Annotated in this window: 13 protein-coding genes; 1 reads left to right on the forward strand and 12 read right to left on the reverse strand. The window is 45.3% G+C overall.

The features are described 5' to 3' along the window. The first annotated feature begins 40 nt into the window (after positions 1-40). Positions 41-136 carry a stressosome-associated protein Prli42 gene (gene prli42 / locus QNH36_RS16275; protein WP_186326750.1) on the forward strand — a complete coding sequence of 32 codons (96 nt, stop codon included), beginning with the start codon at positions 41-43 and terminating at the stop codon, positions 134-136. A gap of 45 nt (positions 137-181) precedes the next feature. Here the strand turns inward: prli42 and QNH36_RS16280 are convergent, their stop codons facing one another. From QNH36_RS16280 to QNH36_RS16335, 12 genes are all read right to left on the reverse strand, one after another. Next, positions 182-697, reverse strand: coding sequence for a L,D-transpeptidase (locus QNH36_RS16280; protein ID WP_144476473.1), 516 nt, complete (start codon positions 695-697; stop codon positions 182-184). Positions 698-723: 26 nt separating this feature from the next. Next, complete coding sequence (locus QNH36_RS16285) at positions 724-1,713, reverse strand: aromatic acid exporter family protein (RefSeq protein WP_283903810.1); 990 nt, start codon at positions 1,711-1,713, stop codon at positions 724-726. 165 nt (positions 1,714-1,878) lie between these two features. Beyond that, a complete protein-coding gene (locus QNH36_RS16290) occupies positions 1,879-2,601 on the reverse strand; it encodes an amino acid ABC transporter ATP-binding protein (RefSeq protein WP_144476467.1) in 723 nt (240 codons plus the stop codon). Beyond that, positions 2,594-3,253, reverse strand: a complete 660-nt coding sequence (locus tag QNH36_RS16295; protein WP_144476464.1) for an amino acid ABC transporter permease — start codon at positions 3,251-3,253, stop codon at positions 2,594-2,596. Before QNH36_RS16295 ends, QNH36_RS16290 begins: the two co-directional genes overlap by 8 nt. A gap of 83 nt (positions 3,254-3,336) precedes the next feature. Continuing rightward, entirely contained in the window at positions 3,337-4,134 is a 798-nt protein-coding gene (locus tag QNH36_RS16300; RefSeq protein WP_144476461.1) for a transporter substrate-binding domain-containing protein, read from the reverse strand. Positions 4,135-4,352: 218 nt separating this feature from the next. Beyond that, the gene (locus QNH36_RS16305) at positions 4,353-4,790 is read right to left on the reverse strand and encodes a BrxA/BrxB family bacilliredoxin (protein ID WP_144476459.1); all 438 of its coding nucleotides are present in this window, start codon (positions 4,788-4,790) and stop codon (positions 4,353-4,355) included. 215 nt (positions 4,791-5,005) lie between these two features. Beyond that, positions 5,006-6,136, reverse strand: a complete 1,131-nt coding sequence (gene meaB, locus QNH36_RS16310; RefSeq protein WP_283903811.1) for a methylmalonyl Co-A mutase-associated GTPase MeaB — start codon at positions 6,134-6,136, stop codon at positions 5,006-5,008. Then, a complete protein-coding gene (gene scpA / locus QNH36_RS16315) occupies positions 6,136-8,316 on the reverse strand; it encodes a methylmalonyl-CoA mutase (protein WP_283903812.1) in 2,181 nt (726 codons plus the stop codon). The genes meaB and scpA overlap by 1 nt, the downstream gene beginning before the upstream one ends. Further along, the gene (locus QNH36_RS16320; protein WP_283903813.1) at positions 8,303-10,258 is read right to left on the reverse strand and encodes a methylmalonyl-CoA mutase family protein; all 1,956 of its coding nucleotides are present in this window, start codon (positions 10,256-10,258) and stop codon (positions 8,303-8,305) included. Before QNH36_RS16320 ends, scpA begins: the two co-directional genes overlap by 14 nt. Before the next feature lie 185 nt (positions 10,259-10,443). Continuing rightward, on the reverse strand, positions 10,444-11,742 hold the full coding sequence (locus QNH36_RS16325; protein WP_283903814.1) for a dihydrolipoamide acetyltransferase family protein: 1,299 nt from the start codon (positions 11,740-11,742) through the stop codon (positions 10,444-10,446). A 46-nt stretch (positions 11,743-11,788) separates the two neighbouring features. Continuing rightward, positions 11,789-12,772 carry an alpha-ketoacid dehydrogenase subunit beta gene (locus QNH36_RS16330; protein ID WP_144476445.1) on the reverse strand — a complete coding sequence of 328 codons (984 nt, stop codon included), beginning with the start codon at positions 12,770-12,772 and terminating at the stop codon, positions 11,789-11,791. A gap of 12 nt (positions 12,773-12,784) precedes the next feature. Next, positions 12,785-13,780: a thiamine pyrophosphate-dependent dehydrogenase E1 component subunit alpha gene (locus QNH36_RS16335; protein WP_283903815.1), complete on the reverse strand. Its 996-nt coding sequence runs from the start codon at positions 13,778-13,780 to the stop codon at positions 12,785-12,787. Between the last annotated feature and the right edge of the window lie 6 nt (positions 13,781-13,786).

Genomic DNA, 13,786 nt, shown 5'->3' on the forward strand with positions numbered 1-13,786 from the left:
TAGAGATAGAATTTGAAGCTTTGGAAGGGGGATCTCTTTAATGCGAAAGCCGAATATCAGAAAGGTCGTAGTATATGTCATGCTTTTTACTATGCTAGCTTCAACCCTTCTAATGGGATTAGCTACTTTCCTATAATGTATATAAAATAAGCAAAGGGCTGCCAGCTGGCAGCCCTTTATTTTATTTACTGATGGCGCCGTGCTCCTGCCCCAGTTCTATGAAGCTTTTCTGTGATGATGTAATGAGGATCTTTGTGCCTAATGGTATGTAATCATATAGTGATTCGACTGCCTCGTTCTGCAGCCTTATACACCCTCCGGAAACTTTTTTGCCGATACTTGCCGGGTCATTCGTTCCATGAATTCCATATGTTCGGCCATCTGTGTTCTCAGCGTCAAACCCAATCCATCTGCTGCCCAGCGGATTTTTAGGGTCACCTCCCGGAATATCCTTCTTGCGATAATACGGGTCAGGAGCTTTAACTGTTACTGTGAAAAGACCTTCAGGTGTCAGGTCCTCTGATTTCCCAGTTGCCGCGCTGACAACTGTCTGCACTCTGTTCTCATTGATCAATGCGACCTCGTTCGTTTTTTTATTCACAATCACAAATGGGTCCCCCGGCAGCGGATTTGTTCCCAGCGGCCAGACAGGCGAAAAGATGAAAACTGCTAGAAGCATGGAGATAAACACCGGCATGCTAATCCCTCCGTCGTCTTTTTCCGTTAGTTTGCCGCGGCAGGCTGACTTTTATCCTTGCCAGTATTCAGGCCTTTAAATGATCGTTTCAACAAAAGGAACTGTTCCATTTCATTGACGAAATGAAGCAGGGCAGCCCTCGCCTCGAATTCCTCCCTGGTTTTCGGCAGTTCCATATTCTCAAATACGGATTTCATCCTCAACAATTTTTCCAGGTAAAATAATACCGTATTACCCGGATGGATTCCTTTAGCCAGATCCTCGATAAACCCCGCGACCATATTAGCCTGCTCCACATGCTGAGGGATCGAGGTGATCGATGGCAGCACCCGCTCGATTATTTCAAATTGCTTTTCTCTTATTTTAAAATACTGATAATACAAGTTCTCATCTCTCAAAATATTGTTTTCGACATCCTGGATCGCCAGGCCTTTTGCTTTTTCAATCAGCACGGCAGTCTCCGTCAGTTCCCTTCCATCCCAGCTGGAATCATTATTTTTAAGGTATTTGGCAATTTCGCTGAAAATTTTCTTGAACTGGGCCTCGATTTCTCTTTGATAATGCTCCAGCTTGTAATCGACACTTGGCATATAAAGGTTCATGATCAACGCTACACCTATTCCAATTGTGATGATTCCCAATTCGTTGAATAAAAGAGCACCTGTTACTTTTCCAGCAGAGTAGATATGCATGATGATGACACTGCTGGATACCACTCCCTCTTTTGCTCTGAACATGACGACGGTCGGGATGAAGAACAACAGCAGCAATCCAATCACAAGCGGATGGTAGGCAATGCCCTCAAAAAACACCGCTGAGAAGGCCATCGCAATGATGCAGGCGAGGAACCGGTGCCATGATGCCTGCAGCGACCTCTTTTTTGTCACCTGGATACAGAGGATGGTCAGGATGCCTGCTGAAACGTAATTCTCGAAGCCAAAAAGCTGGGCAACGACGATGGAGAGCGCCGTACCAAGTGCTGTTTTTAAAGTCCGATAACCAATTCTGAATTTCACCGTATATTCTCCTATCAATCAAACTTTTACTGGATCAACGAAAGCGAGTCCTTTCAGTCTCATTGCTGATCATCAAACCAAATAAAAAAATGATCATACCATTCAGATATGATCATCCATAGTTTATCAGATACGTCATCGTTTATAAAAGCAAGCCGCAGGGATTTACAGCATTTTCTCAAGAAACTCTTTTGCCCTGCTGCTTTTCGGACTGCTGAAGAATTCTGCTGGAGGAGCATCTTCCACCAGTACACCGCCATCCAGGAAAAGAACGCGGTCAGCCACTTCACGTGCAAAGCCCATTTCATGTGTGACAATGGCCATCGTCATGCCAGTGTGAGCCAGAGACTTCATGACCTCAAGCACCTCTTTGACCATTTCCGGATCCAGTGCAGAAGTAGGCTCATCGAAAAGCATGACTTCAGGGTTCATCGCCAGCGCCCGGGCGATTGCTACACGCTGCTTTTGCCCTCCAGACAATCTGTTCGGATATTCATTTGCTTTTTCAGAGAGTCCCACTTTTTTAAGAAGTTCAAGACCATGCTTTTCTGCTTCTGCCTTGGACATACCTTTAACCTTTATCGGCGCATAGGTAATGTTTTGCAAAACGGTCATATGCGGGAACAGATGAAAGTGCTGGAACACCATGCCGACATTTTCACGGACTTTCATAATGTTCGTTTTCTTATCGGTAACATCATCGGCGCCAATCAGGATTTGTCCGCTAGTCGGCTGCTCAAGTAAATTCAGGCAGCGGAGGAACGTTGATTTCCCTGATCCTGAAGGCCCGACGATGGCAACGACCTCCCCGTTATCGATTGTCGTTGAGATTCCTTTTAGAACTTCAAGCTTGCCAAATGATTTATTAAGATTTTGTACTTTAATCACTTTGTCTCATTCTCCTTTCAACTAGCTTACCGATGAATGTTAAGGAGATGACCATGAGATAGTAGATGAGACCGGCAAAAATGAACGGCTCAAAAAATCTATACTGCTCACCGCCAACAATATACGCCCTTCGCATGATATCATCAACGGCAATGACTGTAACGATTGCAGATTCCTTTGTAAGAGTGATGAATTCATTCATCAATGCAGGGAGGATATTTTTCATTGCTTGAGGCAGGATGATATCCTTCATCATTCTATTCCCAGGTACACCAAGAGCCATTGCAGCTTCCTTCTGACCTTTATCAACCGCCAAAATTCCGGCACGGATGATTTCAGAAATGTATGCTGCAGAATTCAAAGAAAAAGACGCAACTGCTGCAGTGTAAGATGAAATCTCAAAGCCAATAATCTGCGGGGCTCCGTAATAAATGATCATAAGCTGCAAAATAAGCGGTGTTCCGCGGAAAATCGATGTATAAATATCTGCAAACCAGTTGAGTGCTTTAAATTTGCTGATTTTAAAAATTGCAAGAATGATACCAAACGCAAAGCCAAGAAGGCCTGCAACCAATACTATTTTTAGTGTGACGCCAATTCCCTTCAAAATATATGGCATTGAAGGAAGTATGGCGGTAAAATCGAGATTCATAATCGTAACAGCCCTCTCTTTTTATTTCATGAAGGAGAAAGGCGCCCAGAAGTCAAATGCACTCTGAACGCCCAGTTTCCATTTTACTTTTCTCCGCCAAACCATTTAATAACCAGCTTTTCTACTTCGCCATTTTCCATTTTTTCTTTAAGGACTTTGTTGAACTCTTCAGTCAGCTTACTTCCTTTAGGGAATGCGATGGCTGAACCGGCTTCTTCTTCATTTCCGTCTTCGATTGTGAAACCTGCAAGATCAGGATTGTTCTTGAAGTATCCTTCTGCAACTGTATCCTCGATGATTGCTGCGTCAATGCGTCCAGCCTTGATTTCCTGTACCAGCTCAGGAATTCTTGTGCGTTTTTCAACTTTGATTTTCACTGTTTTCCCGATTTCTTCTGCTTTGCCTTCCTGGATAGAAGAAAGCTGAACGCCAACTGTTTTGCCTTCAAGGTCTTCAATTGACTTTATGTTGCTGTCTTTTGCTGAAACGATCATATGCTTCGCTGTGTAATACACATCGGAAAAGTCGACGCTTTCTTTACGTTCTTCTGTTGGAGTCATACCTGCCATGACAAAGTCGACACGGTCAGCCTGGATAGCACCGATCAATCCATTGAAGTCCATGTCCTTGATTTCTACTTCGTATCCTAATTCATTTGCGATCAGGTTCGCGAGATCAACATCGAAACCGATAATTTCATCGCTTTTGGCTGTTTCGACGTATTCAAATGGCGGGTAGTCAGCTGAAGTTCCCATTGTTAGAACTTTCTTTTCTTCACCATTTCCGCCTGCGTTTTCTTTTTCCTCAGTAGCGGTACCGCATGCAGCTAAAACTCCCATCATTAAAATCGTAATCATAAGAATAGATAATGACTTTTTCACTTGTTTTCCTCCTATAATTTTTTCGAAAATTTCTTATTTTTTAAAATAATAAATATATTATTATCGAAACTCATTACTTTTTCAAGCAGAAACAATTGATAATAAATATTCAACATAATGCATTTTAACACATCCTTATATTTATGCAATATGATTTTTAAATATAATCCTAATAAAATAAAAAAGAACCCCATTTAGTATGGGATTCTAACCAAAAATTAAACTTCTTCGCAATATTCTTCGAACGCATCCTGAAGTTTATTCACTACCTGCATTGGATCGTGGCCTTCGATTTCGTGGCGCTCGATCATCCTGCAAAGCTTTCCATCCTTCAAAAGCGCAAAGGAAGGAGATGAAGGCGGAAATCCTGTGAAATAACTCCGAGCCTTTTCAGTAGCTTCCTTATCCTGGCCTGCAAAAACTGTAACAAGTTGGTCAGGGCGTTTATCGTAGTGAAGAGAATGCGCTGCCGCTGGACGGGCGATGCCCCCGGCACATCCGCAAACGGAATTCACCATTACAAGTGTCGTACCCTCTTTGGCCAAAGCCTCTTCTACTTCTTCACTAGTGGTCAGTTCTGTATATCCAGCTGCCGAGATTTCCTGGCGTGCCTGGCGGACTACATCATTCATGAAAAAATTAAAATCCATGCTCATTGATCAACCTCTCCTCTGCTCGGAATTAAATAGTACATAAATAATGATACCAATTAAAATAAATTTTTCAAAGTATGTTTAACTGCCAGGAAATCCGGGAAAGGTAACAATACAGCTAGATCCATACCCCTAAACTCCCTAGATGAAGGACAACGGCATATTCCGTTGTCCGCTTTTTTTTGATGAAAATCAATAAGCTGTCCACATTGGACAGCTTATTTTTTCGCTTCGAAAAAGGCCTTGAATAACTCATCGACTCCAGAGGCGACTGGCCTGTTTCCTGAAATCACTTCATTTTCTATTTTCGGCAGCAAACTTTTGATTGCTGAGTGCTGAAAAAAATTCATCTGAAGCTGGTCGATGATCAGATCATTCAGCCACTCCTTAGTCTGCGCCCTTCTTCTCATCTCAAAAATCCCGCTTTTCTTTGTAAGGCTCGAGAAGTCAGAAATCATTTTCCATATCTCGTCGTTCCCTTTATCATACAGCGCAGAACTCGTTAAAGCGGTCGTTTGCCACCCCTTCGTTGCCGGCTGCAGGAAATGAAGAATCCTATTATATTCTTCTTTTGTCTTTTTGGCAGCCTGTTCATTTTGACCATCTGCTTTATTGACAATAACGGAATCCGCAAGTTCCATGATTCCTTTTTTCATGCCCTGGAGTTCGTCACCTGCACCCGTGAGGACAAGCAGCATGAAGAAATCGACCATATCCCTGACTATGACTTCGCTCTGTCCGACACCGACCGTTTCAACCAGGATGACATCAAAGCCTGCTGCTTCACAGACAAGCATCGTTTCCCTCGTCTTACGGTGTACACCCCCAAGTTTCCCTCCGGATGGAGAGGGACGGATGAATGCCCGCGGATTTCTCGCAAGCTTTTCCATCCGAGTTTTATCTCCCAGGATACTTCCGCCCGTCAAACTTGAGGTAGGATCCACAGCGAGTACTGCAACCTTGTGTCCCAGCTCGCACAGATAGCTGCCGAAGCTTTCAATAAAGGTGCTCTTCCCAGCTCCCGGTACACCTGTGATGCCAATCCTGATGGATTTTCCTGATCGAGGAAGAAGGCTTTGCAAAAGAGATTGCGCGTATTGAAAATCACGCTCCGCATTGCTTTCAATCAAGGTGATTCCTTTTGCCAGTGCCGTCCTGTTCCCATCCATGATTTCAGCCGCCAGAGAATCAGGATCTATTTTACGTGCTGCTGTTTTTTTTATGAAACGTCCTGCTTTTGCAGGAAGTTCATTACCATGACCATTCCCTGATACTCCCGGCTTCACGGTGCTTGAAAAGGAATCAGCCTTCCCCGGGTCAAACCATTCAGGCTTTTTTTCGTCCTTCATTAGTGGGACACTTCCTCGTAGCCCAGGCGCTCATAGATGGTCCGCAACACTTTTTGGGCTGCAACCGGAATGATCGTTCCCGGCCCAAAAATCGCGCTGGCTCCATTATCATATAAAAACTGGTAGTCCTGGGCAGGGATGACTCCGCCAACGATGACGACAATGTCATCACGTCCAAGCTTTTTCAGCTCATTTACAAGCTGTGGCAATAGCGTTTTATGCCCAGCTGCCAGAGAGCTGATTCCAATGGCGTGAACATCGTTTTCCACTGCCTGGATGGCTGTTTCTTCCGGTGTCTGGAAAAGCGGCCCGATATCGACATCAAAGCCTAAGTCTGCAAAAGCGGTTGAAATGACTTTAGCCCCCCGGTCATGGCCATCCTGACCCATCTTGGCAATCATGATTCGCGGTCTGCGTCCTTCATTTTCGAGGAACTCTGCCGTCATTTGCTGTACTTCGGAAATTTCTTCTTCATTCGTGAAGGCTGCACTGTATACCCCGCTAACTGACCGAATCACTGCTTTATGCCTTCCTGCCGCTTTTTCGATGGCATCTGAAATCTCTCCCAGTGTCGCCCTTGCCCGTGCTGCCCTTACTGCATACTCGAGAAGATTGCCTTCTCCAGTTTCAGCCACAGCAGCCAGATCATTCAAAGCGGATTCTACTTTTTCATCATCACGATTTTCTTTTAACTGCTTGAGCCTTTCAATCTGTTTCGCGCGAACAGCGGAGTTATCAATATCTAGTATTTCAAGAGGATCCTCCTGTTCAAGCCTGTATTTATTCACCCCGATAATTGTTTCCTTACCAGAGTCAATTTGAGCCTGGCGTCTTGCAGCTGCTTCTTCAATGCGCATCTTAGGCAAACCCGTTTCGATTGCCTTGGCCATCCCGCCAAGATTTTCAATCTCTTCAATATGCTCCCAGGCTCTCTCAATCAGTGCGTCTGTCAGGCTTTCTACATAATAGCTTCCTGCCCATGGATCAATCACTTTTGTTATCCCGGTCTCTTCCTGCAAAAACAATTGTGTGTTGCGGGCAATACGGGCAGAAAAATCCGTTGGCAGCGCGATTGCTTCATCAAGTGCGTTGGTGTGCAAGGATTGTGTATGGCCCATCGCAGCGGCATGTGCCTCCACCAATGTACGGAGTACGTTATTATATGGATCCTGCTCGGTCAGGCTCCATCCAGATGTCTGTGAATGTGTCCTCAAAGCCATTGACTTTTCGTTTTTCGGATTGAACGTCTTGATCATTTTTGCCCAAATAAATCTCGCCGCCCTCATTTTGGCGACTTCCATGAAATAGTTCATGCCAATCGCCCAGAAGAAACTTAATCTCGGAGCGAATGAATCGATATCAATGCCGGCTTTCAGGCCTGTCCGCACATATTCAAGGCCATCTGCCAGGGTATATGCCAGTTCAATATCCGCCGGTGCTCCGGCTTCCTGCATATGATAGCCTGAAATACTGATTGAATTGAATTTAGGCATGTATTTGGACGTGTATTCGAAAATATCAGCGATGATCTTCATTGACATTTCCGGCGGGTAAATATAGGTGTTCCTGACCATGTATTCCTTCAGGATATCATTCTGGATCGTACCGGATAATTGATCCTGCGTCACGCCCTGTTCCTCGGCTGTCACTATAAAGAATGCCATGATCGGCAGGACAGCTCCGTTCATTGTCATTGACACAGACATCTGGTCTAGCGGAATTCCATCAAACAGGATTTTCATATCCAGGATGGAGTCGATCGCGACACCGGCTTTGCCGACATCACCTTCCACCCGAGGATGGTCAGAATCGTATCCCCTGTGGGTCGCAAGGTCAAAGGCAACAGACAAACCTTTTTGTCCCATCGCAAGGTTCCGTCTGTAAAATGCGTTGCTTTCTTCAGCAGTTGAAAATCCCGCATACTGTCTTACCGTCCATGGACGGTTTACATACATCGCTGGATACGGTCCCCTTGTGTAAGGCGGCAGACCGGGCATACCATCCAGATGCTTAACAGACTCGAAATCTTCTTGTGTATATACAGCCTTCACTTTGATCTGTTCATTTGTCTCAAATAACAAATCTTCGAGCTTTTCTTTTATATGAGTGTCAACCTGCTCCTTGCCTTCCTTTTTCTCATCAGCAAATAAAGTGACTTTTGTAAAATCAGGCTTTTGCATTGGTGCCTGCCTCCATTTCTTGAAGGATCGATGATAGCGACTGGTAAGCATTGCTTCTTACATGCAGGAAATCCTGGATTCCGGCAGTGTGCCATTCGCTTTCTCTTTCCTCTGGGATACCTGCCAGATAAAGCTTTACATCATACTCTTTCTTGATTTCCAGCGCCAGCTCGGGTCCGAATGAATTGTAGGAAGTCTGGTCACCGCAAATGATAAATTGTTTTGCACTCGATGCTTTGATGAATTCCAACGCTTCCTGAACTGTATGGATTTCGTCGCTCCTTAGTGCATGAATGCCACCCGCTGATAAAAGACCCGAAATAAAATCCGCCCTTGGCTTGTGCTTTTTCAGCTGATCCAGGCAGATTAAGCCAACCACCGGACGCTGCCCCATTTTCTCAAGTCCATTTGCCCTGAATCTCAGTTTTTCAAATGGTTGTGATAAACGTTTGGATTCTAATGGCGTGAAGCTTTGTTCTATCTCTTCCAATCTTTTTAATAGAGAATCCCCTGACTCAATCATTCTCACACTGTCCGCAAGGGTGCCTCCAAAATATTGGCTTTTTCTATCCTTAACTAGAGGCTGGCTGACAGCTTCCGAAAGATTGGCATAAAAATTTGTCCCGATGATGCTCTTTTTCCTCTTAAAAACATCCTGTTCACGGGCATCAGCCGTCTTTGCAATCTGTTCCTGGAGCCATCCGGACCTCAGAGCCTCATAAATCCCTCCCATGCCATCCAGCTCAAGGAAAAGATTCCACGCCTTTTCAGCCAGTTCATTTGTCAACGATTCAATATACCACGATCCTCCTGCAGGGTCGGCTACTTTTTCGAGATGCGCCTCTGATTTAAGGACCAGCTGTGTATTGCGGGCAACCCTTTCAGAGAAGGCACTAACTGTTCCTGTTGCTTCCTCGAAGCTTCCAGTGTGCAGGTACTGTATGCCTCCCAGTACTGCAGCAAAGGCCTCATTCCCAGTCCTGAGCATGTTTACATATGGATCAAAGATCGTTTTCGTGTACCTTGAAGTCTCAGCTGATAGAACCATTTTCTGGTCTCCTGGTTCGGCACCGTATGCTTCCGCTATTTTACTCCATAGAATCCTGGCAGCCCTGAGCTTGGCTGTTTCCATGAAGAAGTTCGAGCCTATCGCAAAGTGGAACACGAATTTTGACAACGCTTTCTTCAATTCCCAGCCCTGGTCAAGCAGTTGCTGCAGCAGGTATACCCCGGTGGAAATGCCGGCAGCAAGTTCCTGAACCGCACTTGCTCCGCTGTCATGATAAGGGACGGTATTAGCGAGCACTGTTTTTAATTGTGGCAATTGCTGGTCTGCTTCCTCCAGCACCTTTGCCCATTCTGCAAAAAATTCCTGTTCCTCTTTCGGAAGTCCCCCATTTAGGCTCGCTTCGGCAACAGGATCCGCTGCGACAAAACCTGAAACCTCACTTGAAGCCCCTGCCTCCTTGCAGGAAACTGACAATGCAGCAAGAAGCGGTGTTTGAAGCAATCCTGCATTCAAACTCAAAGGGTAGTCATTTTTATAAGAAGCAAAGAATTCGGCCAATCCACGAGGATCAAGGAACAAATCAGGTTTTACCTCAAAAGAAATCGCGTTTTGTCCTTTTGCTAATGCAGAGTCCATTTTTTCTTTCAGTTCCGTCAAATCCTTGTAAAAAAGGCGATTCGAGATATGCCATGACTCAGATTGATACCCGAATGGATGGATGCCGCGCCTGTAGCCTGGTTCACCTGGAAGAGCTCCAGCCAATTGATCCGGGAAATCTTCTTTTGTGTAAAGCGGCTTAAGCATGATATCTTCATATGTATTGGTATAAAGTGATTCAATTGGCTTTCCTTTTAATGAAGCAGCAGCTTTCTTTTGCCAGTCCTCAAAAAATGCATCATTGAACGAGGCAGCCTTCATACTCTCGATTGTCATATACTTCACTGTCCGAAGTTCAGACAGCCTTCCCCCCTTCATGAAATTGTGATAAAATTCTAATTTTTATATTCCACTTTTATTTTAGTATACGAATGCTATTCTAGCAACGAAGGGACATTAACGATCTAACTCCGTATAGGAAAACGCCCAGAATGGTTCTGGGCGTCTTTAGCTAGATTGAATTAATAGATTGATGTCGTCTCTTTTGATGTGTTTTCCAGGATTTCTTTTACCCTTGCAAGGAAACGTCCGCAAACAAGGCCGTCCAGTACACGATGGTCAAGTGACAGGCACAGGTTTACCATATCGCGAACCGCGATCATGCCATTGTTCATTACGACAGGACGCTTAACGATTGACTCCACCTGAAGGATGGCAGCCTGTGGATAATTGATGATTCCCATTGATTGGACAGAACCGAAAGAACCTGTGTTGTTGACAGTGAAGGTTCCGCCTTGCATGTCCTCGGAACGAAGCTTGCCGGTACGTACCTTCTGGGCAAGTTCATTGATTTCACGGCCGATGCCTTTAATTGTCTTTTCGTCTGCATTTTTAATGACAGGTACGAACAAGGCATCATCTGTCGCTACTGCGATTGAAAGATTGATATCTTTTTTCTGGATGATCTTGTCGCCAGCCCACATAGAATTGACTTGCGGGAATTCTTTCAGTGCCTGTGCGACAGCTTTAACGAAGAAAGCAAAGAAAGTAAGGTTGAAGCCTTCTTTCTTCTTGAAATCATCCTTAAGACCATTTCTGTATTCTACAAGGTTTGTAACGTCCACTTCCACCATTGTCCAGGCATGCGGAGCTTCATGCTTGCTGCGCAGCATATTGGCAGCGATCGCCTTGCGTACTCCAGTTACTGGGATCTCGATATCACCTGCAGCAACTGGTACAGAAGGAGCTTCCGCTGCTGATGCTGCTGGCTGAGATGGTGCAGCCGGCTTGTCCGGAGCCTCTGTCAGTGCCGCAGCTTGAGCCTTAGGTGCTTCGGCTGACGGCTGAGGAATATTTCCGGATTGAATGATCTGCTGAAGATCTTTACGGGTAATCCTTCCGCCTGCCCCGGTGCCATTAACTATGGTCAAGTCGATATTATGTTCTTGGGCAAGCTTCAGTACTGCCGGTGAGTACCTTGCTCTGTTTCCATCATTGCCGGATACTGCTGGTGCAGCAGTACCTGTTGAAGCTTCTGCTGCAGGTTTCTCTGCAGCTGGAGCTTCCTCGGTGCTGCCGCCTTCTATTTCAATAGTGCAAATGATTTCACCAACCGCAAAAGTATCTCCTTCATTCGCAATCAATTCCTTGATTGTTCCTGAAAAAGATGATGGTACTTCAGCATTTACCTTGTCAGTCATGACTTCGGCCAGCGGATCGTATTTATTTACTTTATCACCTACAGAAACCAGCCATTTACTGATTGTTCCTTCTGTAACACTCTCGCCTAATTGAGGCATTTTGATTTGTTCGATCGCCACAGGTTGACCCTCCTTCTCCATTCACTCTATTTCCAATATGATTATGTTAAAATTCAGCAAGCTCTCTCATTGCTTTTTCAACTTTATCAGGGTTGATCATGAAGTATTTCTCCATAGTAGGAGCGTACGGCATAGCAGGAACATCCGGGCCAGCCAGCCTCTTGATCGGTGCATCAAGTTCGAATAAGCAGTGTTCAGCAATAATCGCAGAAACTTCGCTCATGATGCTTCCTTCTTTATTGTCTTCCGTTACAAGAAGGACTTTTCCAGTCTTGGATGCAGCTTCGATGATCGCTTCTTTGTCCAATGGATATACTGTACGAAGATCCAGAATGTGAGCAGAAATTCCATCCTTCGCAAGTCTTTCAGCTGCCTGAAGAGCAAAATGAACTGCCAGGCCATAAGTGATGACGGTGATATCTTCACCCTCGCGTTTTACGTCAGCTTTGCCGATTGGTAGCACATAATCGTCCTCAGGAACTTCGCCTTTGATCAATCGATAGGCGCGCTTGTGTTCAAAGAACAAAACCGGATCTTCATCCCTGATCGCAGCTTTCAACAAACCTTTAACATCATAAGGTGTAGAAGGCATCACGATTTTCAGTCCAGGCTGGTTCGCAAATACGGCCTCAACAGACTGGGAGTGGTAAAGTGCACCATGGACCCCTCCGCCATAAGGAGCACGGATGACCATCGGACAGCTCCAGTCATTGTTTGAGCGATAACGGATCCTTGCCGCCTCAGAGATGATCTGGTTTACAGCGGGCATGATGAAATCTGCGAACTGCATCTCTGCAATCGGGCGCATGCCGTACATTGCCGCACCGATTCCGACACCAGCAATCGCCGATTCCGCAAGCGGTGCATCGATGACCCTGTCTTCCCCGAACTTTTCGTATAAGCCCTGCGTAGCCTTGAAAACCCCGCCTTTTTTACCAACGTCTTCACCGAGGACAAAAACTCTCGGGTCTCTTTCCATCTCTTCTTTGATTGCCAATGTCACTGCATCTATATAAGAAATTACCGCCATTTTCGTTCCCCCTTACTCTTCAGCATATACGTATTTCAAAGCATGTTCTGGCTCTGCATACGGTGCATTTTCAGCATAATCTGTTGCTTCATTGACCAGTTTCATGATTCGATCGTTGATTTCCTTTTCACTCTCATCGTTCATGAGGCCATTTTCCTTTAAATACGCGCCGAAGGTAATGATAGGGTCCTTCGTCTTTGCCTGTGCAACTTCGTCAGGCGCACGGTAGCTTCTATCATCATCATCTGATGAGTGTGGAGTCAGACGGTAGGATACTGCCTCGACAAGAGTCGGTCCTTCACCAAGGCGTCCGCGGTCAGCAGCTTCCTTTACCACTTTATAAACTTCTAAAGGATCATTTCCATCCACAGTGAATCCTGGCATGCCATAACCAATTGCACGGTCCGATACTTTTTCTGCAGCGACTTGTCTCTCATAAGGTATCGAGATTGCATATTTATTGTTCTCAACCATGAAAATGACAGGAAGCTTATGGACTCCCGCAAAGTTAGCTCCTTCGTGGAAATCGCCCTGGTTGGAAGATCCTTCTCCGAAGGTAACGAATGTCACTAAGTCCTTCTTCTCCATTTTACCTGCAAGTGCGATTCCAACAGCATGAGGTACCTGTGTTGTTACCGGTGAAGAACCTGTTACGATTCTGTTTTTCTTCTGCCCAAAGTGTCCAGGCATCTGGCGGCCTCCAGAGTTTGGGTCTTCCGCTTTGGCAAAACCTGAAAGCATCAAATCTTTTGCCGTCATGCCAAAAGTTAAGACCACACCCATGTCACGGTAATAAGGAAGAACATAATCCTTCTCGCGATCAAGTGCAAAGGCAGCTCCTACCTGTGCTGCTTCCTGCCCCTGACAGGAAATCACAAAAGGAATTTTCCCGGCACGGTTCAAAAGCCACATCCGCTCATCCAGCCGGCGGGCCAAAAGCATTGTTTCATACATTTCCATAACCTTTTCATCACTTAAGCCAAGTGCAGCGTGACGATTTTCTGCCATTTTTAT

The organism is Mesobacillus sp. AQ2 (genome assembly GCF_030122805.1).
Lineage (GTDB): Bacteria > Bacillota > Bacilli > Bacillales > Cytobacillaceae > Mesobacillus > Mesobacillus oceanisediminis_A.